The sequence below is a fragment of the Hymenobacter terricola genome (assembly GCF_017921975.2).
GTDB classification, from domain to species: Bacteria; Bacteroidota; Bacteroidia; order Cytophagales; family Hymenobacteraceae; genus Hymenobacter; species Hymenobacter terricola.
This window is the reverse complement of record NZ_JAGEMO020000001.1, coordinates 135,013-156,004: the sequence shown is the minus strand read 5'-3', so window position 1 is coordinate 156,004 and position 20,992 is coordinate 135,013. Positions and strand designations below refer to the sequence as shown.

Here is a 20,992-nt window from a genome sequence, read left to right as displayed (position 1 = left end):
CGGGCACGCGGAAAGCGCAAGGTAGGGCCGAAAGTGGAAATAGGAACAGTGGAGCTTGTTTTTTGGTCGATAAAATTCGGGCCTACCCACCCAAAACCCATCCCCTGAGACCGGCCTTACAGGTTGTCGCGCAAATCCAAATTACTCGCGTTCAACGCCGGGCGAATGCTGACGGCAAGGGTGATGAAAATGATGGACAGGCAGGTAAAGGCTAGGTCCGAAACCTGCATTTTCACCGGGTAGGCGTCCACCACGCTCGTGGCCATGCCCATGCTCACAAAGCCGAAATGCTGTTGCAGCCAGCAAAGCGTGACGCCCACAATCAGGCCCACGGCCGCGCCCACCAGCGCCACAATGGCGCCCACCAGCAGGAAAGTCCGCCGCACGGCTTGCTGGCTGGCTCCCATGGCCAGCAGCACCGAAATGTCCTTTTTCTTGTCGATAACCAGCATCGACAGGGAAAAAAAGATGTTGAGCGAGGCGATGAGCAGAATGAGGGTGAAGGTGATGAACACGAACAGTTTCTCCACCTTAATGGCTTTGAACAGGCTCACGTGCTGCTCGTCCGAATCCTGCACCCGAAAGCCGGGCCCGAGCTGCCTGCGCAGCTGCGCTTTCACCTTCTCAATCTCAAAACTGGCGCCCACTTTCACGTAAAGCGCGGTGCGGCGGGTGCCGTAGCCCAGCAGGCGCTGGGCAAAGGTGAGCGGCACGAAAATGTAGCTGTCGTCGATGTGCTGCTCAATGAGGAACACGCCGCCCGCAATCAAATCCTGCTCGTTGAAGGCCTTGTCGGGGTCCATTTGCAGCAGCTTTTTGCCGGGCGTGTTGCGCGGGTACAGCAGGCGCATGGGCGCCAGGCGGTTGTTGAGCGTGATGCTGAGCTCGTGCTGCACGCCGGCGCCCACCAGGGCCAGCTCCAGGCTATCGCGGCGCAGGCGGTGGTCGCCCTCGCGGATGTTGGCGTCAATCTGGCTCTGGCCGAAGTAGTTGTCCGAGAGGCCGCGCATTTTCACCACCATCTGGCGGTCGTGGTATTGCAGCAGGGCATTGTCTTCGATGACCTGGGTGAGCAGGGCCACGCCGGGCGTGTTTTCCAGCTGCATCAGGAAGGTGCGGTCCACGTCGAAAGCCTTGCCCTTGGTGGCCGAAATGACCAGGTTGGGGTCCGATTTGCCGTAGAGCGTGCGCACCAAATCCTCCAGCCCGTTGAACACCGACAGCACAATAATGAGCGCGGCCGTGCCCACCGCCACCCCAATCATCGAAATGTTGGAAATGATGGTGATGATGTTGCGCTTGTTCTTGGAACGGAAATAGCGCCGGGCAATGAGGAAGGGGACGTTCACAGAGAGGCGTTAGCGAGCAAAAAGCGCAGGTTAGCCGGCTTTACGGAGAAAGCCGTCCATGAAGTCTTCCAGGCGCTTCAGCCGTCCTTCGTGCTGTTTCAGCACCACCTCGGTCAATTCCTTGATGTCTTTTTTCATGCCCCGGATTTCATCCAGGAAAATGATGTTGAACTGGTCTTGGCGGTCATTGAATTTTTCCTGTCGGTCATTGAATTTTTCCTGCCGGTCATTGAATGCTTCCTGGCGGTCAGTCCAATCGAGTAAGCGTTGGTTGAACAAGCTTTGCTGCTGTTGGAATTGCTGGCCATCCTGACGCAAGCTGCGCACTTCACCAACCAAGTCAAGCAGGGCTTGGTTGGCGACGGTTGCCTGGGCTTCCTGCCGCTCCATCCGATTGAGCAGGGCTTCCATGAAAGTCTGAAAATTGTTGGAGTCCATCGGCCGGGGTAAGGCAAAAAAGAGGGGCAGAACGCGGAAACAAGGTACGGGCTTTTGTCCAGCAACAGCGAAAGCAGCTTAGGTCTACTTCCAGGCCTTCACAATCAGGCCCGTGCCCGAGTCGTGTTTCGTGCGGGCATCGAGCCAGTTCAGCAGCAGGCAGAACGGGAACGTGACCAGGTAATAGAACGGCAAAAACAGGAACCACAGCCGGGACTTGCCCAGCATCAGGATGGGGTATTTCATGCTGAGGCGCCACGAAATCTGGCCCGGCTCGCCGTAGGCGTAGCGGGCTTCGATGCGCTCGAAACCGGCCGTGCTGAGCTTCTGCTGGATTTCGCGGATGTTGTAGCCGTCGCGCACGTGCTCTTCGATGAAGCTGGTTTCGCCGTCGTCGTGCACGTCGGAGCCGCCCTGGTCGCTGGGGGTCGAAATAAGCAGCATGCCGCCGTCCTTCAGCGAGGCGTGGATGTTGCGAAACACTTCCACGTCTTCCAGAATGTGCTCCATCACGTCCACCGATAGGGCCAAATCGAAGGAGTTCGGCTCCTGGTACAGCACCAAATCCTGCACGGCAAACTGCACGTTCTTGCGCCCAATCTGCCGGAAAAACCGGTTGGAGTCGGCCACCTGGTCCTCCTTCACGTCCACGGCCAGGATGTTCCACTTGGGGCTCAGGCCGCTCATCCAGTACGAGTACTGGCCGTAGCCGGAGCCGGCGTCAAGGATGTTCAGGGGTTCCTGGGTGCGGCCTTTGGCCCAGCGGCGCAGCTCGCGGTGCACGTGCCAGGTGCGGAGCAGCAGCAGGTCGAGCAGGTGATAAAACAGCCGGCGCAGCCACGGCGTGCGGTTGAATACCTGGCCGAGCGTCTTCTTAATCGGGTCGTAATACAAGGGAAGTTATGAATTCTGAATTATGAGTTATGAATTCAGCGGGCGGACTTATTGGTCGTCTTTGGGGTTGAAAAGGCGCGGCCGGGCTGGTTTTTCGTTCTCATCGGCGTCGTCTTTGGGCGCGGCCGGGATGTCGAGCGCGCCGAGAATCTGGTCCATGTGGGCGGCGTAAGCGGCGCTGTCGTCGTGAAAAAACACCAGTTCGGGCACCACGCGGGCCGTTTGGCGGATGCGCTTGGCCAGGGCGTGGCGAATTTCCTTGGCGTTGTCCTGGATGATGTCGAGGCGGTCGGTGGCGTTGTTGCCCAGCAGCAGGCTAAGGTACACGCGGGCCTGGCCCAGGTCGGGCGTCACCTTCACCATGCTGATGCTCGGGGCCAGCCCGCCGCTGAAGAGGTGCGGCAGGTCGCGCTGCAACACGGCGGCCAGCTCCTGTTGGAGCAGGCTGGCCATTTTTTGTTGTCGTTTGCTTTCCATATGACTGGCAAAGGTACGGGAGGTTTTATAGGGTGAGGAGGGTAGGAGGGAAGAGGGGGGAGGGGACGAGGGTGAAAACGAAAGCTGAGGCTGTGCCCGTGCAATACCTTTACTGCGGACTCTCTCCTTCTTCCTCACTCACCTCCTCCCCTACAGGTGCTTCGCTTTTTCAAAAGCTCCCTGCCGGCTCAGCTCGTGGCCTTGCTGCTGCTGCTGCTGGCCCTGCGCCTGCCGCTGCTGTGGCTGGGCCTGCCCGTGACGGCTGCCGAGCTGCGGGCCCTGCTGGTGGGCGAGCGGCTGCACGGCGGCGCCATGCCCTACCGCGACCTCTACGACGGCACGGCTCCGCTGGCCGCGGCTTTTTTTGCCGGGCTCGATGCCGTGCTCTCGCGGCCGGTGTGGCTCTACCGGGTGGTGGCGCTGCTGCTGCTGCTCATCCAGGCCCTGCGCCTGAACCTGGTGCTGAACCGCTACGACGTGCATCCCGAGCGCGGCTTTGTGGCGGCGCTCACCTACCTGCTGGTGGGCAGCGTGAGTACCGATTTGGATGCCCTCTCGCCGCTGCTGCTGGGCCAAACGTTCATCATATTTTCCCTGAGCGCGCTGCTGCCCACCTCCCGCGAGGGCTACGACAACCGCCGCCTGTTTCGGGCCGGATTTCTGATTGGCCTGGGGGCGCTGTGCTACCTGCCGCTGGCGTTGTTTCTGGTGGTGGGCTTGTTTGCGGTGGTCATTTTTGCGCCTAATTCCTTTCGGAGCTCGCTGCTGCTGCTGTGCGGTTTTTTCTTTCCGTATGCCTTGGTAATCACGCTTTTTCTGTATACGGGGGCTCTGCCCGGATTCGCGCAGTTCCACCTGCAGCCGGGCCTGACGGACCTCATTGCCAGCGGCCTGCCAGCGGGCCTGCAGCTACGCCTGCTGATAGTGCCCGGCGTGGTGCTCACGTTGGCCCTGTTGCGGTCATTGGGCACGTCGCTGGGCCTGGTGTTCCAGGTGAAATTTCGCCAGCTGATGCTGGTGTGGCTGGTGGTGGCCATTGCCACAGCTGCTGTGGAACGCGGCGCCGCGCCCGGCGTATTGGTGCTGCTGTTGCCGCCACTGGCCTATTTCAGCCTGTTCCTCTGGCAGCGCAATAGCCAAGCCTGGCTGCTGGAGCTGCTGTTGCTGCTCCTCCTCAACGCGGCGGTGGTGCTGCGCTACCGGGCCCAGGTGCCGCGCCTCGAAGCCCTGCTGCACATGCCCGCCGAAAGCCGCTTCGGCTTGCAGCCCGACCCCCGCTACGCCACCCTGCAAGGCCAAACGCTGCTCATTCTTGGGCCCGACGACCGGGCGTATTTTAACAACCATCCCGCCACGCCATACCTGGACTGGGCCCTGTCTCAGGCCGATTTTGGGCACCTTAACGAATACGCTGCCGTGGTGCGGGTAGCCCAAAAAATGGGCCCGGTACCGCCCGATTATTTGCTCGACCAAGTGAACGAAGTGGCCCGACTCAAGCTCCTGCTGCCCGGCATTTTCGGCTCGTATGAGGCCACCGGTACCCCCGGCCTGTATCGCCGGAAGTAGGGGCGCGGGCAAGCCCCGCGCCCCTACACCCAGCACCAGGCCCTGGCGCCTCGCTCGGTGGGCACGCTCCGCAGGAAAACGGCCAGCGGCTCCAGCTCCGTGAGCAGCGAAGTGAGGGTGATGACGCGGCCATCCCGGAGGTGCAGGCGCAGGTAATCGTACCGCGCCCAAAAGGTGCGCCGCGCCCGGCACGTCACCCGTTCAACCTTGGCCAAATCGCGCCGCTCAAAGGGCTGTCGCTGGCCGGCCTCGTACACTTCAAATCCGTTCTCGGCCGCCTGAAAAACCAGCGTGGTTTCGCGGTTCAGCGTCCAGTAGCGCAGGTGCAGCAGCAACGCCGGCCCGCTCAACCCCAGGGTAAAGAGGAAAAAGCCCACCGTCAGCCCCCATTCAAACGTGCTGACTTCCGTGCCGCCCATGGCCACGGCCGGCACCACGCTCAGCCCCGCGCCCAGCGCCAGCAGCGGCCAGAACAGCAGCCGCATTTGCCGCGCCGCCGTGGTCTGGTACACGTGGGTGCGCTTCGAAAAAAGCCCCGTTACCCAGCGTGCTGCGCCCAGCACCACAAACAGCACCACGGCTGCTTCGAGCAGCGGGCGAAGAAACGAGGATTTCATCGGCCGGGAAAGAGCGCCGCGCTATGCATTCACCTGCACCCAGGCTTCGTCGGCCGCGTGCGCCCGCAGCTGCCCGAAGCTTTCCAGCGCCAGCCCGTGCTTGGCAAACACGGCCAGCACGGCATCGCGCCCGGCCGGCTCCACGCACACCAGCAGGCCGCCCGAAGTCTGCGGGTCGCACAGCCAGCTCCGCTGCTCATCCGTAATCGGCCCTACTTTATGGCCATAGCTGGCCCAGTTGCGGCTGGTGCCGCCGGGCACGCTGCCCTGCTTCAAATACGCCTCGGCTGCCGCGATGCGCGGAAGTTTGCCGAAGTCAATTTCCGCCGTCAGGCCGCTGCCTTCGCACACTTCGGCCAAGTGGCCCAGCAGGCCGAAGCCCGTCACGTCCGTCAGGGCCGTCACGGCCGGCAGCTTGCTCAACTCGGCTCCAATCTTATTCAGCTGCATCATTTGGGCGGGCGCGATGTTGGCGTCCTCATCCCGCAAAATGCCCTTTTTCTGGGCCGTGGTGAGAATGCCCACGCCCAGCGGCTTGGTCAAATACAGCTCCGAGCCGGCCGTCGCGGTATCGTTCCGTTTCAAATCCACGATGTCGACCATGCCCGTCACGGCCAACCCAAAAATGGGCTCCGGCGAGTCGATGCTGTGGCCGCCGGCCAGCGGAATCCCCGCCTCGGCGCAGATGCTGCGGGCGCCTTCCAGTACGCGGCGCGCCACGTCGGCGGGCAATTTATCCACGGGCCAGCCCAGCACGGCAATGGCCAGCAGCGGCCGCCCGCCCATGGCGTACACATCCGAAATGGCATTGGCCGAGGCAATGCGCCCGAAATCGTAGGCGTCGTCCACGATGGGCATGAAGAAGTCGGTGGTCGAAATCACCGCCTGCCCCCCGCCAATGTCGTACACGGCCGCGTCGTCGCGGCTGGCATTGCCCACCAGCAGCTTGTCGTGCTGCGGTTGCGCAATGCTGGTGTGCAGCATCTGGTCGAGCACGGCCGGCGCAATTTTGCAGCCGCAGCCCGCGCCGTGGCTGTATTGGGTGAGCTTATATTCCATGGTTATTCAAAAATCGGGGAAGGCACAAAAGTAAGCGGGCGACCCACAATGGGCCGCCCGCGTCGGGTTTCGGCAATGGAACGGCCTACTTAATGCTCACCGGAATCTCCAGCTTGTCCCAGCGCATCACCAGGCCCGTTGGCGTCACCACGTACACCAGCCGCTCGTTCATGTCTGCTTTGCGGGGCATCACCGTCACGCGCAGCGCGTCCTGCTTCTCATCGTACTTGAAAGCGCCCCACTGGTTCGGCACCTTGTTGAAAATCACCGTCCATTCCTTCTCCGTCGGAACCAGGAAGAAGCCGTATTTGCCGGCCGGCAGCGCCTTGCCTTCCACTTTTACGTCTTTGCTGAATTCTACCGTGGTGGCTTCGTTGGCGCCGGCGCGCCACACTTTGCCATAGGGCTCCAGCCCACCCCAGATGGTGCGGCCCTTCACGGCCGGGCTGCTGTAATTCACCGTCACATCGACCGCGCCTATTTTGCCGGTAGCCGTGGCAGCCGGGCTGGGCTTGGGCTCCATAAGCGCCCGCGATTGCGGGTTAGGAGGAAGCATACGCTCCTGCGGGGCCGGAGTGGCTTGGGCATATGCGGCGCCAGTGGTGAGCGTGGCCGCCAGCCCGAAGGCCGCGTGGCGAAGCAATTGCAAGGTTTTCATCAGAGGTATGGTGTTAAAAATGAGCGGGAATTTGCTGGCAATGTTACGGCGCCGCGCCCAGAAATCCGGCGCACTTGGTCAGGGTTTTAAAGGGGGCGAACCTGGCGGAAGGTTGCTTGTCGAATTTTGCCCGCGTCGTACGATTTTTCGAAGGCATTCGGCCTCGGCCGCCAGCCGCACCGCTGGGGTCGCCTTGCATTCCGTTGCCTATTGTCGTACCTTTGCCCCCGAAGTTGGTATTCGCTTTAGCAAAGAGGGGACGCGCAGTCCCCTCTTTTTTTTACCCGCTGGTTTCAATAACTATGTCTTTTGACCGTACCCTGCTGCTGGAAATGCTCCGCGACGCCATCGGCGACCAGGAGTTGTTCATCGTGGGCCTCACCGTTTCCGATTCGGTGATGCCGAAGGTGACCGTCACCCTCGACGGCCCCGAGGGCCTGGCCATCCAGGCCTGCGCCACCATCAGCCGCCGCCTGGCCCGCCGCATCGACGAGCACTACGGCGAGGATTCGGCCTATTCCCTGGAAGTCACCAGCCCCGGTGCCGACCAGCCCCTCACCGACCCGCGCCAGTACCCGCGCCACATCGGCCGCTCGCTGGCCCTGAAACTGGCCGACGGCACCGAAAAAACCGGCACCCTCCTCGCCGCCACACCCGAGGGCGTGGAAATCGAAGAAGTCATCAAACAAAAAACCAAGAAAACCACCTTGCCCGCTGCTTTTTATCCTTTTGGGGACATTCAGGAAGCCAAGGTTGTTATCTCTTTCAAGTAAGCTTTCCCGTTGTTCATTATTTGTTGTCAATTGTTAGTCTCGGGGCTAAAAACTGAACAACCCAATAACGGACAACGAACAATTGACCACTAACAATGAACAGTCACGAACTCATTGAATCCTTCGGCGAATTTGCCCGGAGCAAGAACATTGACCGGCCCACGATGATGAGCATCCTGGACGACGTGTTTCGCACCATGATTCGCAAGAAGTTTGACCAGGACGAAAATTTTGACGTTATCATCAACCCCGATAACGGCGATTTGGAAATTTGGCGCAACCGCGAAATCGTGGACGACAACTCCGAAGACATCTGGGACCACGACAAAATTACCCTTACCGACGCGCAAAAAATCGAGCCCGATTTCGAGGTTGGTGAATCCGTAGCCGAAGGCGTAAAGCTGGAGGATTTCGGCCGCCGCGCCGTGCTCATGGCCCGCCAAACGCTGATTCAGCGCGTGAAAGACCTGGAGCGCGACAACCTCTACCAGAAATACAAAGACCAGGTTGGCGAAATCGTGACCGGCGAAGTCTACCAGGTGTGGAGCCGCGAGGCCCTCATCATGGACAAGGACGACAACGAATTGGTGATGCCGAAAGGCGAGCAAATCCCCAAGGACCGGTTCCGCAAGGGCGACACCGTGCGCGCCGTCGTACACCGCGTGGAAGTGATTAACGGCACGCCGAAAATCATCCTCTCCCGCGCCGCGCCGGCTTTCCTCGAGCGGTTGTTTGAGCTGGAAGTACCCGAGATTTACGACGGCCTCATCGTCATCAAGAACGTGGTGCGCGAGCCCGGCGAACGTGCCAAAGTGGCCGTAGAAAGCTACGACGAGCGAATTGACCCCGTGGGCGCCTGCGTCGGCATGAAGGGCAGTCGCATCCATCCGGTAGTGCGGGAGCTCGAAAACGAGAACATCGACATTATTAATTACACGGATAACTTAGAACTCTATATTGCGCGGGCACTATCGCCGGCCAAAGTGGGTTCTATGAAGATAAATCAGGAGAATGGACGGGTTTCGGTATTCATGAAGCCCGACCAGGTGAGCCTGGCCATCGGCCGCGGCGGTGCCAACATTAAATTGGCCAGCCGGTTGGTGGGAATGGAAATCGACGTATTCCGCGAAGCTATTGACTACGAAGAAGATATTTCGCTGGACGAGTTCCAGGACGAAATCGAGCCGTGGGTATTAGCCGAGCTGAAGAAAATCGGTTTGGATACCGGCCGTGCGGTACTGGCCGTGAAAAAGGACGACATCGTGCGCCGCACGGAGTTGGAAGAGGAGATGGTGGATGATGTGTATCGTATTATCCGCCAGGAATTTGCTGACGACGAAGACCTCGACGACAGCACCCTAGACGCAGCCAAAAGCCGCGTAGCTGCCGGCAAAACGGCCGAAGCGAAAGCTGACGCCACCGGCGAAGAAGCAGCGGTTACGCACGCTTCCGCTACCGAAATTGCCCCTGAACACACTGCGTTGGTGGCCACCGCCACCGACGAAAACGAAGCGACGACTGAGGACGCGGGCGCCAGCTCTCCCGCCGAGCCAGCCCAATGACGGCCGCGCGGCCGGTACGGCAAGGGTAATAAATCGGGCCAGTAGGCACGGTTTGCGCCCTGCTGGCAAGATTTAATGTAATACCTTTGCACTTAGAAGCGTATCGTACGCGAGAAAAGATAGAATGGCGGAAGCAACCCCGAAACGGCTACAACAGGCGGCCAAAGACCTGAATATTGGAATGGACAGGGTGGTCGAGGCCCTGGCCAAGAAAGGTATACAAGTAGAAAACAAGCCCACCACGAAGCTCACGGGTGAGCAAGTGGCGTCGCTTGAGAAAGAATTTGCGGCCTCTGCCCACGACCGGCAGGAAGCTCAGAAAGTCATTCAGGCCAAGCGCCAGAGTGACCTCGACGCGGCTCCGAAGCCTGCGGCGCCCGTGCACCGTCCCGTGCAGGCAACTGCTCCGGCGCCCAAGCCCGCAGAGCCTGTGGCCCCCGTGCCCGTGGCGGCTGCTCCGGTGGTGGCTCCCGTAGCGCCAGTTGTTGCGGTGCCAGCCCCAGCCCCGACGCCAGTTTCCGAAGCGCCGAGCGCTCCCGGACTGAAAGTGTTGGGTAAAATTGAGCTGGACAGCCGAGGCCGCGTAGTGCCTCCGCGCCCCGCGCCAACGGCAACGCCGGCTCCGGTTGCGGCAACTCCCGTAGCTGCGCCTGCTCCCACTCCCGTTGCGCCAAAGGTGGAGGCGCCCGCCGTGTCCGCTCCGAAAGTGGAAGCGCCGGCTGCTGCGACTACGGTTGCTGCGCCTACCCCGGCTCCGGTTGTTGCGCCTACCCCGGCTCCAATAGCTCAGCCCGTTGCCAAGGTTGAAGCAGCTCCGGTAGTTACGGCTCCCCCGGTAGCTCTGGCACCTGCTGCAATAGCCCCAGTGGCGGCGCCTGCTGCTCCGGCCGTTGCACCACCGGTAGCTGCCCCTGCGGCTGCTCCAGTAGCAGCGGCGGCGGCTACCCCGGCCGGAGTAACTGCTCCTGAAGACACCAGCACTATCGTAGCCAAGTCGGACACGCTGAAAGGCCTGACCGTATTGGGTAAGATTGATTTGTCGTCTATCAACAATGACCGGCGTGGCCCGGGCGGCCGTGGCCCCCGTCCCATTGCATCGTCAGATGTGAGCAAACGCGGTCTGCCTGCCGGCCCCGGTCAGAAAAAGCGCACGCGCCTGCCTGGCCCTCCCGGCAGCACCACTAGCCCACCCAGCCCCGGCTACCAAGGCAACCGCCCGGCTGGCGGTCCCGGCCAGGGCGGCGGCTACCAGGGCAACCGGCCTAATACCGGGCCTGGCGGCCCGCGCCCCGGTGGTCCTGGCCAGCGGCCCGGCCAAACGGCGGCTCCCAAGCCGAATGCCCCCGCGCTCACTCCCGAGCAGGCTGAAAAGCAGATTCAGGAGCAGATTAAGGCCACGCTGGCCAAACTCGGCGGCAACAAAGGCGGCAACAATCAGAACCGAGCCAAGTATCGCCGCGACAAGCGGAGCATGCTGGCGGAGGACCGCGAGGCCCTGCGCGCCCAGAACGAGCTCGATGCTAAAATCCTCAAGCTCACGGAGTTCATTTCGGCCAATGACCTGGCCTCGCTGATGGACGTGAACGTGAATGAGGTTATCAAGGTCTGCTTAGGCATGGGCATGTTCGTGTCCATCAACCAGCGCCTTGATGCCGAGGCGATTACGGTAATTGCCGACGAATTCGGCTTCGATGTGGAATTCCTGTCGAAAGAAGAGGAAGAAATCAGCATCGACGCCGGCGACGACGAAGCCGACCTGCGTCACCGCGCGCCGATTGTGACCATCATGGGCCACGTTGACCACGGCAAGACGTCGCTGCTTGACTACATCCGCGATGCGAGTGTGGCCAAAGGCGAGGCCGGCGGCATCACGCAGCACATTGGTGCCTACGAGGTGCGGACCAAATCGGGCCAGCCCATTACTTTCCTTGATACGCCGGGTCACGAAGCCTTTACGGCCATGCGTGCCCGTGGTGCCAAGGTGACGGACATTGCCATCATCGTGGTGGCGGCCGACGACTCGGTTATGCCGCAGACGAAGGAAGCCATCAACCACGCGCAGGCCGCAGGGGTGCCGATTATCATCGCCCTTAACAAGATTGACAAGCCCTCGGCCAACCCCGAGAAAATTCGCGAGGAGCTTTCCCAGATTAACATTCTGGTGGAAGAATGGGGCGGCAAATACCAGAGCCAGGAGGTTTCGGCCAAATCGGGCATTGGTATTGAAGACCTGCTGGAAAAGGTGCTGCTGGAAGCCGAATTGCTCGACCTGAAAGCCAACCCCGACCGCAACGCCATCGGCACCGTTATCGAAGCCTCGCTGGATAAAGGCCGCGGCTACGTGACCACCGTGCTGGTGCAAACCGGTACGCTGAACGTGGGTGACATCATCCTCGCCGGCCCGCACTTTGGCCGCGTGAAGGCCATGACGGACCACCGCGGCAAGAAAATGAAAACCGCGCCGCCCGCTACGCCGGTGCAGGTGCTGGGCCTGACCGGCGCCCCGCAGGCTGGCGACCGGATTCAGGTAATGGAAACGGAGCGCGAAGCCCGCGAAATGGCTACCCAGCGCTTGCAGCTGGCCCGCGAACAGACCATCCGGACCAAGAAACACATCACGCTGGACGAAATCGGTCGCCGCCTGGCTATCGGTTCGTTCAAGGAGCTCAACATCCTGGTAAAGGGCGACGTGGACGGCTCGGTAGAAGCACTTTCCGACTCTTTGCTGAAGCTTTCGACGCCGGAAGTGAAGGTGAACATCCTCTCGAAAGCAGTGGGTGCCATCTCAGAAAGCGACGTACTGCTGGCTTCGGCTTCCGATGCCATCATCATCGGCTTCCAGGTGCGGCCCTCGCAGAGTGCCCGTAAGCTGGCCGAGCAGGAGCAGATTGACATCCGCCTCTACAGCATCATTTACAATGCTATCAATGAGGTGAAGGATGCTATGGAAGGCATGCTGGCCCCAACGGTGCAGGAAGTGGTGACGGCCAACGCCGAAGTTCGGATGGTGTTCAACATCACCAAAGTCGGCTCGATTGCTGGCTGTATGGTGACGGAAGGCACGTTCCAGCGCAAGACCCGCGTGCGGGTGGTGCGCAACGGCATCGTGCTGCATACCGGCGAAATCCAGGACCTCAAGCGCTTCAAAGATGACGTGAACGAAGTTCGCCAAGGCTATGAGTGCGGTATTTCCATCAAGAATTTCAATGAGTTGCAGGAAGGCGACAACATTGAGGGCTTCGAAGAAAAGGAAATCAAGCGGACGCTGTAACCGCAAATCGCAACGTTGCGTGTGAAAACAAAAAGGCCCCGACTGCGCAAGCAGTCGGGGCCTTTTTAGTGCGAAGGCGGCCTACGGGCCGGCTAAATATCCTCGTGAAAATGTCCGTTCCGGAAGTCATTCATGTAGCGCTTGGCACCCCGCAAGGATGCAAAAAGCCCCAGCCGCATACACGGCTGGGGCTTTTTGCATCCTTGCGAATGAATTCTTAAAATAACAGAAATTTCTTGCGATTATGCTTGTGAACCAAGGGCTTGCCAGCGGGGTTGGAGCCGCCAATAGGGTGGCTCATGCCGCGCTTATTCTCCCCAAAACCGGCCTTGGCCTTGAACTTGCGCACCATGAAGCCGTTGCCGCTGCGGTTGGAGTCGAACTGGCGGTCAGGCGAGCCGTTGCGGCCGCCGAAGCTGGTGTTGCCGGTGCGAGCCTCCAGCAATTCGAGCTGCTGGTCGCGCTTTACCTCGTCGGGCGTCATGGCGGCGCGGCGCTGGTTGCGGGCAAGCTCCTGCGCGTTGTTGCCGGAGGTGCGGCGGGCACCTTCCTCACTGGTGCCCTGGCCGGGCGTGGGAAAGGCGGGGCCGGTTTGGGCCCGGGCCGCGAAGGAGGTTGCTAAACTCAGGCCGCCCAGAAGCGCGGCAGCAAGTAAAATTTTCATGTCGGCGAAGCGTGGAGTGGGGGAGGGGGATGGCGGCCTAACGACAGTGAGAAGCGGGTGGTTCACTAAAAACGCCGGAAAAGCGCTATTCGTCATTGAGCTGCCCCTAAGTTCGCAACTTATTTTGAATCGAGCAATTACCTAGGGTAAATAAAACGAGGACTTGAAGCTGAAACAGCAAAACCGCTGCCCATCGCTCGACGGACAGCGGTTTTTTCACGCTGAATGAAAATGGGATGATTACACGCGGCCGGCACGCAGGGAGTCGCGGATTTCCATGAGCAACTGCTGGTCGGTGGTGGGCGGCGGCGCCACGGCTACTACTTCCACAGGAGCTTTCTTCATCTTGTTGGCGGCCTTCACAATCATGAAGATGATGACGGCGATGATGAGGAAGTTAATGACGGCATTGAGAAACAAGCCGTAGTTCAGGGTGCCAACGCCGGCTTTTTTAGCTTCTTCAAGGGTGGCGTAGTGCTGGCCATTCATGGCAAAAAAGAGATTAGCGAAGTCAACCTTGCCCAGGGCCAGGCCTACAATGGGCATGATAACATCGTCGGTGAGGGAGGTGACGATTTTGCCGAATGCTGCGCCGATGATAACGCCGACGGCCAAGTCGAGCACATTGCCTTTAGAGATGAACTCCTTGAATTCGGAAACAAAGCCCATTGTAGTAAAACGGTTAGAGAGTGAGAAACGAAGTGTTGTTTGGGATAAAACTAAGTATTTAAAGGCAAATACATTCATTTGCTTGCCGAGTGCAAAGGTGGCTGGTTATGCTAAGAAAGGCAAAAGGTTTCGCCGACGGGGATTTATAGGCGTCGAACCAGGAAATTGGCCCGACCGGCCCCAACGGGCTTGTGTTCTATCTTTGGCCGGCCCAATTTCTTCGGTTCTCTCTTCGTCATGCCCACTTCCTTCGAAAACCTGCTCTATGAGTTGGATGCTGCCAGCGGCATCCTCACGCTCACCATCAACCGCCCCACCAAGCTCAATGCGCTGAATGCGGCCACCATCGCCGACATCGACGCGGCCGTGCAGCAAGCGTTGGCCGAGCCGGCGGTGCGCGGCATTATCGTGACGGGGAGCGGCGAAAAGGCCTTTGTGGCGGGAGCCGACATTGCCGAACTAGCCGCCCTCACCCCCGAAAGGGCCGGCCGGGCGTCAACCGCCGGCCAGGAGGCCTTTGCCCGCATCGAACAAAGCACCAAGCCGGTGATTGCCGCCGTGAACGGCTTTGCCTTGGGCGGCGGCTGCGAGCTGGCCATGGCCTGCCACATGCGCGTGGCTTCGGACAACGCCCGCTTCGGCCAGCCCGAGGTGAACCTGGGCCTGCCGCCCGGCTACGGCGGCACCCAGCGCCTGCCGCAGCTCATCGGCAAGGGCAAGGCCATCGAGCTGCTGCTGACGGCCGATATGGTGAAGGCCGACGAGGCCCTGCGCCTGGGCTTGGTGAACCACGTAGTGCCCCAGCCCGAACTGTTGCCGTTCTGCCAGCAGTTGCTCACCAAAATTTTGGGCAAAGCGCCACTGGCCGTGGGCCTGGTGCTGGACTGCGTGAACGCGCACTACGCCAAGGACGCCGATGGCTACGAGACGGAAGCCCAGGCCTTCGAACGGGCGTTTGAGAGCGACGATTTTAAGGAAGGAACCACGGCTTTTGTGGAAAAGCGGCCGGCCGTGTTTACCGGCAAATAAGCCTTCTGTCAATGAGGAATGAAGAATGAGGAGTGAAGAATGCCCGACGCGGACACATTCAATTCCTCATTCTTCATTCCTCATTCTTCATTACCTAAAGAATGAGTGTAGTCAAAAAATTAGCCTCGCAAACCGCCGTGTATGGCGTCAGCAGCATTGTGGGCCGGGTGCTCACGTACTTGCTGGTGCCGATATACACGGGGGCCTTTTCGGCGGCAGAATACGGTGTGGTAACGGGGCTGTATGCCTACGTGTCGTTTCTGAACGTGGTGTTTACCTACGGCATGGAAACCACGTTTTTCCGCTTCGCCAACCGGCTGGGGACTGACCGCCAGGAGCTGTACGACCGGGTGATGAGCCTGCTGCTGGTGAGTACTGCCGTGCTTACTGCCGGGCTGATGCTGCTGGCGCGCCCGCTGCTGGGGCTGCTGGAAATTCCGCCCGGCCACGAGCAATACGCCATTTGGGTAGCCTTGATTTTGGGGTTGGATGCGCTGACGGCCATTCCGTTTGCCCGGCTGCGGCTGGAGAACCAGGCACGCAAGTTTGCCACCATCAAGCTGGCGGGCATTGTGGCCAACGTGGTCCTGAACCTGTTTTTTATCGTGCTGTGCCCGGCCGTGCTGAGCGGCAAGTGGCTGCCGGTTTTGCAACCGCTGGTGGCGCACGTGTACGACCCCACGGTGGGCGTGGGCTACATTTTCCTGTCCAACCTGTTTGCCAGCGGCCTCACGCTGCTGCTGCTGTGGCGTGAGCTGCTGGACTTCCAATTCCAGCTGAACCTGGCGTTCCTCAAGCCATTGCTGCAATATGCTTATCCGCTGATGCTGATGGGCCTGGCCGGCATGGTGAACGAAACGCTGGACCGCATTTTGCTGCCCAAGTGGCTGCCGGCCAACTTCTATCCCGGCCAGAGCAGCCTCACGGCGGTGGGCATCTACGGCGCCTGCTATAAGCTGAGCATCTTCATGTCGCTGGTCATTCAGGCGTTCCGCTACGCGGCCGAGCCGTTCTTCTTCGCCCAAAGCACCGAGAAAAATTCGCCGGCCACGTTCGCCATGATTATGAAATGGTTCACGCTGTGCTGCGCCGTGATTTTCGTGGGCATCAGCCTGAACGTGGAGGATATCGGGCCGCTGTTTTTGCGGCGGCCGGAGTACCTGCAAGGGCTGATTGTGGTACCGATTCTGCTGCTGGCCAACCTGTTTCTGGGCGTATACTACAACTTATCGGTGTGGTTCAAGCTCACCGATAAGACGTATTACGGCACTTATATCGGCGCGGGCGGGGCGGTGCTCACCATTGCCCTCAACTTCCTGCTGATACCGCTAATGGGCTACCTGGGCAGCGCCATTGCCACGCTGGCCTGCTATTTCCTGATGGCCATTCTGTGCTGGCGGCTGGGCGACCGGCACTTCCCGGTGCCGTACCCGGCGCTGCGGCTGGGGCTGTGGCTGCTGTTTGCCTCGGTGCTGGTGGCGTTGGGCTGGGGGGTGCCGGTGGCCGGCTGGTGGGCCCGCCACGCCTGGCATGCGGGCCTCACGGCTGGGTTTTTAGCCGCTCTTTACTTGGTTGAGCGGCCGCGGCGGACTACGGTTTAGTAATTACGCAAATGCGGCCAGCCTTGCGCTGCGGCTAAAATGGGCGCTTGCGCCAACGGGCGGGTTCGTCCTTACCGGTTACTTTTGACGGACTTTACGGGTCGCGCCACGGCCCTTAGCCCAGCCTTGCCAGTGAATTTATCGGTCGTCATTCCCATCTACAACGAAGAAGCCAACATCGATGCGCTGCACGACCGGCTGACGGGAGTGCTGGCGCAAATGGCCGTAACGTATGAGCTGATTTTTGTCAACGACGGGTCGGCTGACCGGTCGCTGGCGTTGCTGCTGGCCCTGGCCGCGCGCGATGAGCGGGTGCGCTACATCGATTTCAGCCGCAATTTTGGCCACCAGATTGCCGTGACTGCCGGGCTGGACCTGGCCGTGGGCGATGCCGTAATCATCATCGACGCCGACCTGCAGGACCCGCCGGAGCTGATGCCGGAACTGTACCAGAAGCTGCACTCGGGCTACGAGGTGGTGTATGCGCGCCGCCGCTCCCGCGAGGGCGAAAGCGCCGCCAAGAAGTACACGGCCAAGCTGTTCTACCGCATTCTGGCCCGCATCACCAATATCGAAATCCCGGTTGATACGGGCGATTTCCGCATCATTTCGCGCAAGGTGGTGGATGCCCTGCGGCTCATGCCAGAGCAAAACAAGTTTCTGCGCGGCCAGATTTCCTGGGTGGGTTACCGCCAGACTTTCGTGGAATACGACCGGGCCGAGCGGGCCGGCGGCGAAACCGGCTACACCTACGCCAAGATGCTGCGCTTTGCTCTCGACGGCATCACCGCCTTTTCGGATGCGCCGCTGAAAGTGGCCACCGTGAGCGGGTTCGCCGTGTCGGGCGTGGCTTTTCTGGTGATATTGTACACGCTGTATTCGCGCTTCGTGACGCACGACTACCAGCCGGGCTGGGCCTCGCTCATGGTGAGTATTCTGTTTTTGGGAGGCGTGCAGCTCATCGCCGTGGGCATCATTGGCGAGTACGTGGCCCGGCTATCGGCCAACGTGCGCCAGCGGCCGCTGTACCTGATTTCGGACACCAACATCAAGCAACTCCCCGCCCCGCCGAAAGGCGCCAGCTAATGAACCGTAATCAGGGCTGCGTAGGGGCGGCGCGCAGCTCCCACACCCCGAAGTTGCCCACACGCTTCACTTCCCGGCCCAGGAAGGGTTGCAGGCGCGGGTCGTGGATAGTCACGCTGTCATTCGTGTACAAATAGTGGGCGCCCTGGGCCACGCAGTCGGCCACGTACGGGCGGCCGGTGGGGCTGGGTTCCGTCAACTGCCCCGGGTGCTCGAAGCCGAAGCCTTTCTTGTGCAGGAAATAGAAGTCGATGCAGCCGGAGTCGTCGGGACCCACCAGGCACAGGGCGCCGGGGGGCGTGGCGGCTTCGAGCGCCGCCCGGGTGGCGGGCGTGTACAGCTCCGGGGCCACGTCGGGGCCGCCTTTCAGCCAGCGGTTCACGCCAATGCGGGTGAAGGCCCACACCGGCTGCACCAACAGCAGGGCCAGCAGCCACGGCCGGGTGCTGGGCTGCCGGCGCAGCCACGCGGCACCCCAGGCCGCCAGCAGCATCAGCACGGGCAGCAGGGGCAGCATGTAATAGGTGTGGTACTGCATCTGGCGCAGCTCGATAAGGTAGTAGGCCAGCAGGGCCAGGCCCCAGGCCAGTCCCGGCAGAAACCACGGGTGGCGCACCGGCGCGTGGCGTACCAGCCGCCACAGCCCCAGCACCAGCAGCACCAGCGCGCCGTACCCGAGCAGCACTTCGGGCCAGTCGGACAGCAGGTTGCGCTTAATGATGGCCAGGCCGGTGGCCAGGTCCGAGGCCGGCCGAAACTCCAGGCCGAAATCAGTCAGCCCCGACGTTTTGATGAGGTGCAGCGCATAGGCGTACCAGGCCAGTGGCACGCCCACGGCCACCACGGCGTACACCGCCAACTGCGCCAGCTGTGGCCAGGCCAGGCGGCGTTGGAGCAAGTCGCGCACCACAAACACGCCAATGGGAAAGCCCACAATCAGGAACTGCAGCTTGGTGAGCCCGCCCAGCGCCACGGCCAGTACGCTCAAAATCAACAGCCCCACCTGTTTCGTTTCGCGCCACCGCATAAACCAGAACAGGCCCGCGATAGAGGCCGTCAGGGCCAGCACATCGGGCAGCGCGTTGATGCCGTGGTAGTACAGCTCCGGGCTCCAGGTGAGGCACCAGGCCCCCACGCCCCCCACCCAGGCCGACCCGCTCACCAGCCGCACCAGCTGGTAAAAAGCCACGATGCCCGCCATATAAATCAGCCAGTTGATGATGCGCGGCAACGATTCGTGGAAGCCAAACAAGTGGTAGCTACCGGCCACCAGCCATTCGTAGGACGGAAATTGCATGCCCGTGACGCCGTCGGTGGCGTTGCGCCGGTCCACGCGCGGCTTCAGAATATTCATGCCCTCGTCGTAGAAATTGCGGGCCACGGCCATCGTATTGCTCTGCCGCCACACGTGGATGCTGGTGGGCGGCAGCCGGAAAAACGGCGCGTGCAACAGGAAACTCAGCCCCAGCAGCACCGGCCAAAACCAGCGCGGAAGCCGGTCAACGGCCAACATATCAACAATCCTCATGGGCGCAAACTAGTGAATAAGCTGGGCAAAGGTAGGGCATCCATCCACGCCTGCTGAGGACACTGATGGGGAATGGCGGGCAGATTTGCGGGATAAACTATGAATTATCCAGTGCTAGCACCGGCAAGCACCGGCCCCTATCTTTGCCCGCCCTTCGTGCTTCCCGTCATGCAAATTCCCGTTCTCAACCGTTCGCGCCACCCGCTGCCCGAATACCAGACGCCCCACGCCGCCGGCCTCGACCTGCGGGCCAACCTGGAAGCTCCCGTAACCCTGGCGCCGCTGGAACGGGCTCTGATTCCGACGGGCCTGAGCCTGGAAATTCCGGTGGGCTACGAGGCGCAGATTCGGCCCCGCAGCGGGCTGGCGTACAAGCACGGCATTGGGCTGGTGAACAGTCCGGGAACGATTGATGCCGATTATCGGGGCGAAATCAAGGTGCTGCTGGTGAATTTATCCAACGAGCCATTCGTGGTAAACGACGGCGAACGCATTGCCCAACTGATAGTTGCCAAACACGAAACCATTGCCTGGCAGCCCGCCGACGCGCTGAGCGAAACCCAACGCGGCGCGGGCGGGTATGGAAGCACAGGGAAAAGCTAATTGTCAGATGTTGGTTGTCGGTTGCCAGGAATTAGCTTCGGCCGCCTCCCGGCAACCAATCACACTGATGCGGGCACTTCCGAAAGATTGAAAACAGACAACCATTAACCGACAACCAGCTAACACATGAAAATCATCGTCCCGATGGCCGGCATGGGCAAGCGCATGCGCCCCCACACCCTCACCGTTCCCAAACCCCTGATTCCGATTGCCGGCAAACCCATTGTGCAGCGCCTCGTGGAAGACATTGCCAAGGTGTGCGGCGAGCCGGTGGACGAGGTGGCTTTCATCATCGGCCGCTTTGGGGCCGAAGTGGAAAAAAGCCTGGTAAAAATTGCCGAATCGGTGGGCGCCAAGGGCACCATTGTGTATCAGGATGAGCCGCTGGGCACGGCCCATGCCATTTTGTGCGCCAAGGAATCGTTGACCGGGCCGCTGGTAGTAGCCTTCGCCGACACGTTGTTTAAGGCCGATTTTACGCTGGATTCCAGCGTGCCCGGCACCATTTGGGTGCAGCAGGTGGAAGACCCGCGCCCGTTTGGCGTGGTGAAGCTGAACGAGCAGGGCCAGATTACGGAGTTTGTGGAGAAGCCGCAGGAGTTTGTGTCGGACCTGGCCATCATCGGCATTTATTATTTCCAGGACGGCGAGTACCTGCGCACCGAACTGCAGTATTTGCTCGATAACGACATCAAGGACAAAGGCGAGTACCAGCTCACCAACGCCCTGGAAAACATGAAGAACAAAGGCACGGTGTTCGTGCCCGGCCGCGTGACCGAGTGGCTCGACTGCGGCAACAAAGACGCCACCGTGTTTACCAACCAGCGCTACCTCGAATACCTGAAGGAGCGCGGCGAGTCGTTGGTGGCCAAATCAGCCATTATCACCAATTCGGTGCTGCTGGAGCCGGTGTACATCGGCGAGAATGCCATCATTACCGACTCTGTGGTGGGGCCGCACGTGTCGCTGGGTGCCCACGCCAATGTGCGCGACTCGCGCCTGTCAAATTCCATCGTGCAGCAGTCGGCTTCGGTGCTCAACGCCGTCATCACCAACTCCATGATTGGCAACTTTGCCAGCGTAACCGGGGTGCCCTCCGACCTGAGTCTGGGTGATTATAACCAGCTGCGGGTGTGACATTTTAAGAC

The 20,992-nt window shown here is 60.7% G+C and carries 18 protein-coding genes and 1 pseudogene; 9 read left to right on the top strand and 10 right to left on the bottom strand.

Translation table 11 applies throughout. The features are described from left to right. Window positions 1-116: 116 nt before the first annotated feature. The 4 genes from J4G38_RS00495 to J4G38_RS00480 all read right to left on the bottom strand — a co-directional run bounded on the left by J4G38_RS00495 (window position 117) and on the right by J4G38_RS00480 (window position 3,158). On the bottom strand, window positions 117-1,349 hold the full coding sequence (locus J4G38_RS00495; RefSeq protein WP_210514169.1) for an ABC transporter permease: 1,233 nt from the start codon (window positions 1,347-1,349) through the stop codon (window positions 117-119). Window positions 1,350-1,379: 30 nt separating this feature from the next. Next, window positions 1,380-1,760: a hypothetical protein gene (locus J4G38_RS00490; protein WP_210514167.1), complete on the bottom strand. Its 381-nt coding sequence runs from the start codon at window positions 1,758-1,760 to the stop codon at window positions 1,380-1,382. 111 nt (window positions 1,761-1,871) lie between these two features. After that, complete coding sequence (locus J4G38_RS00485; RefSeq protein ID WP_210514166.1) at window positions 1,872-2,681, bottom strand: class I SAM-dependent methyltransferase; 810 nt, start codon at window positions 2,679-2,681, stop codon at window positions 1,872-1,874. A 48-nt stretch (window positions 2,682-2,729) separates the two neighbouring features. Beyond that, window positions 2,730-3,158 (bottom strand): ribosome-binding factor A, encoded by a 429-nt coding sequence (locus J4G38_RS00480; RefSeq protein ID WP_210514165.1) that lies wholly within the window; start codon window positions 3,156-3,158, stop codon window positions 2,730-2,732. A 156-nt stretch (window positions 3,159-3,314) separates the two neighbouring features. On the opposite strand from J4G38_RS00480, the gene J4G38_RS00475 reads away from it, so the two are divergent. Continuing rightward, the gene (locus J4G38_RS00475) at window positions 3,315-4,724 is read left to right on the top strand and encodes a hypothetical protein (RefSeq protein ID WP_210514164.1); all 1,410 of its coding nucleotides are present in this window, start codon (window positions 3,315-3,317) and stop codon (window positions 4,722-4,724) included. 23 nt (window positions 4,725-4,747) lie between these two features. Here the strand turns inward: J4G38_RS00475 and J4G38_RS00470 are convergent, their stop codons facing one another. The 3 genes from J4G38_RS00470 to J4G38_RS00460 all read right to left on the bottom strand — a co-directional run bounded on the left by J4G38_RS00470 (window position 4,748) and on the right by J4G38_RS00460 (window position 7,058). Next, window positions 4,748-5,341, bottom strand: coding sequence for a hypothetical protein (locus J4G38_RS00470; protein WP_210514162.1), 594 nt, complete (start codon window positions 5,339-5,341; stop codon window positions 4,748-4,750). Window positions 5,342-5,362: 21 nt separating this feature from the next. Further along, on the bottom strand, window positions 5,363-6,400 hold the full coding sequence (gene selD / locus J4G38_RS00465; protein WP_210514161.1) for a selenide, water dikinase SelD: 1,038 nt from the start codon (window positions 6,398-6,400) through the stop codon (window positions 5,363-5,365). 85 nt (window positions 6,401-6,485) lie between these two features. Then, window positions 6,486-7,058, bottom strand: coding sequence for a DUF2911 domain-containing protein (locus J4G38_RS00460; RefSeq protein ID WP_317198162.1), 573 nt, complete (start codon window positions 7,056-7,058; stop codon window positions 6,486-6,488). A 302-nt stretch (window positions 7,059-7,360) separates the two neighbouring features. Here J4G38_RS00460 and J4G38_RS00455 point away from each other — a divergent pair, with 302 nt between their 5' ends. The 3 genes and pseudogenes from J4G38_RS00455 (at window position 7,361) to infB (ending at window position 12,664) form a co-directional block, all read left to right on the top strand. Beyond that, complete coding sequence (locus J4G38_RS00455) at window positions 7,361-7,831, top strand: ribosome maturation factor RimP (RefSeq protein WP_226163031.1); 471 nt, start codon at window positions 7,361-7,363, stop codon at window positions 7,829-7,831. Between the two features lie 95 nt (window positions 7,832-7,926). After that, window positions 7,927-9,159: pseudogene (gene nusA, locus J4G38_RS00450) on the top strand (transcription termination factor NusA); the annotation flags it as partial. 358 nt (window positions 9,160-9,517) lie between these two features. Further along, on the top strand, window positions 9,518-12,664 hold the full coding sequence (infB, locus tag J4G38_RS00445) for a translation initiation factor IF-2 (RefSeq protein ID WP_210514159.1): 3,147 nt from the start codon (window positions 9,518-9,520) through the stop codon (window positions 12,662-12,664). A 217-nt stretch (window positions 12,665-12,881) separates the two neighbouring features. On the opposite strand, the gene J4G38_RS00440 is transcribed toward infB, so the two are convergent. Together J4G38_RS00440 and mscL are read right to left on the bottom strand one after the other, a co-directional pair. Then, complete coding sequence (locus J4G38_RS00440) at window positions 12,882-13,328, bottom strand: hypothetical protein (protein WP_210514157.1); 447 nt, start codon at window positions 13,326-13,328, stop codon at window positions 12,882-12,884. A gap of 240 nt (window positions 13,329-13,568) precedes the next feature. Beyond that, window positions 13,569-13,997: a large conductance mechanosensitive channel protein MscL gene (gene mscL / locus J4G38_RS00435; protein WP_210514155.1), complete on the bottom strand. Its 429-nt coding sequence runs from the start codon at window positions 13,995-13,997 to the stop codon at window positions 13,569-13,571. A 237-nt stretch (window positions 13,998-14,234) separates the two neighbouring features. Between mscL and J4G38_RS00430 the strand changes: the two genes are divergently transcribed. From J4G38_RS00430 to J4G38_RS00420, 3 genes are all read left to right on the top strand, one after another. Beyond that, window positions 14,235-15,026, top strand: coding sequence for an enoyl-CoA hydratase/isomerase family protein (locus tag J4G38_RS00430; protein ID WP_210514153.1), 792 nt, complete (start codon window positions 14,235-14,237; stop codon window positions 15,024-15,026). A gap of 101 nt (window positions 15,027-15,127) precedes the next feature. Beyond that, the gene (locus J4G38_RS00425) at window positions 15,128-16,627 is read left to right on the top strand and encodes a lipopolysaccharide biosynthesis protein (RefSeq protein WP_210514151.1); all 1,500 of its coding nucleotides are present in this window, start codon (window positions 15,128-15,130) and stop codon (window positions 16,625-16,627) included. A 132-nt stretch (window positions 16,628-16,759) separates the two neighbouring features. Beyond that, a complete protein-coding gene (locus J4G38_RS00420; RefSeq protein WP_226163030.1) occupies window positions 16,760-17,713 on the top strand; it encodes a glycosyltransferase family 2 protein in 954 nt (317 codons plus the stop codon). A 10-nt stretch (window positions 17,714-17,723) separates the two neighbouring features. On the opposite strand, the gene J4G38_RS00415 is transcribed toward J4G38_RS00420, so the two are convergent. Then, the gene (locus J4G38_RS00415; protein ID WP_210514149.1) at window positions 17,724-19,241 is read right to left on the bottom strand and encodes an ArnT family glycosyltransferase; all 1,518 of its coding nucleotides are present in this window, start codon (window positions 19,239-19,241) and stop codon (window positions 17,724-17,726) included. A gap of 168 nt (window positions 19,242-19,409) precedes the next feature. On the opposite strand from J4G38_RS00415, the gene dut reads away from it, so the two are divergent. Then, entirely contained in the window at window positions 19,410-19,844 is a 435-nt protein-coding gene (gene dut / locus J4G38_RS00410; protein WP_210514147.1) for a dUTP diphosphatase, read from the top strand. A gap of 126 nt (window positions 19,845-19,970) precedes the next feature. After that, window positions 19,971-20,981 carry a sugar phosphate nucleotidyltransferase gene (locus J4G38_RS00405; protein ID WP_210514145.1) on the top strand — a complete coding sequence of 337 codons (1,011 nt, stop codon included), beginning with the start codon at window positions 19,971-19,973 and terminating at the stop codon, window positions 20,979-20,981. The last annotated feature ends 11 nt before the right edge of the window (window positions 20,982-20,992 follow it).

What these genes read in the sequence shown, in the direction of transcription:
- J4G38_RS00490 (WP_210514167.1), bottom strand. Translation starts at nt 1,760, where the DNA reads ATGGAAGCCCTGCTCAATCGGATGGAGCGGCAGGAAGCCCAGGCAACC.
- J4G38_RS00480 (WP_210514165.1), bottom strand. Translation starts at nt 3,158, where the DNA reads ATGGAAAGCAAACGACAACAAAAAATGGCCAGCCTGCTCCAACAGGAG.
- J4G38_RS00470 (WP_210514162.1), bottom strand. Translation starts at nt 5,341, where the DNA reads ATGAAATCCTCGTTTCTTCGCCCGCTGCTCGAAGCAGCCGTGGTGCTG.
- selD (WP_210514161.1), bottom strand. Translation starts at nt 6,400, where the DNA reads ATGGAATATAAGCTCACCCAATACAGCCACGGCGCGGGCTGCGGCTGC.
- J4G38_RS00460 (WP_317198162.1), bottom strand. Translation starts at nt 7,058, where the DNA reads ATGAAAACCTTGCAATTGCTTCGCCACGCGGCCTTCGGGCTGGCGGCC.
- J4G38_RS00455 (WP_226163031.1), top strand. Translation starts at nt 7,361, where the DNA reads ATGTCTTTTGACCGTACCCTGCTGCTGGAAATGCTCCGCGACGCCATC.
- infB (WP_210514159.1), top strand. Translation starts at nt 9,518, where the DNA reads ATGGCGGAAGCAACCCCGAAACGGCTACAACAGGCGGCCAAAGACCTG.
- J4G38_RS00440 (WP_210514157.1), bottom strand. Translation starts at nt 13,328, where the DNA reads ATGAAAATTTTACTTGCTGCCGCGCTTCTGGGCGGCCTGAGTTTAGCA.
- mscL (WP_210514155.1), bottom strand. Translation starts at nt 13,997, where the DNA reads ATGGGCTTTGTTTCCGAATTCAAGGAGTTCATCTCTAAAGGCAATGTG.
- J4G38_RS00430 (WP_210514153.1), top strand. Translation starts at nt 14,235, where the DNA reads ATGCCCACTTCCTTCGAAAACCTGCTCTATGAGTTGGATGCTGCCAGC.
- J4G38_RS00425 (WP_210514151.1), top strand. Translation starts at nt 15,128, where the DNA reads ATGAGTGTAGTCAAAAAATTAGCCTCGCAAACCGCCGTGTATGGCGTC.
- J4G38_RS00415 (WP_210514149.1), bottom strand. Translation starts at nt 19,241, where the DNA reads ATGAGGATTGTTGATATGTTGGCCGTTGACCGGCTTCCGCGCTGGTTT.
- dut (WP_210514147.1), top strand. Translation starts at nt 19,410, where the DNA reads ATGCAAATTCCCGTTCTCAACCGTTCGCGCCACCCGCTGCCCGAATAC.
- J4G38_RS00405 (WP_210514145.1), top strand. Translation starts at nt 19,971, where the DNA reads ATGAAAATCATCGTCCCGATGGCCGGCATGGGCAAGCGCATGCGCCCC.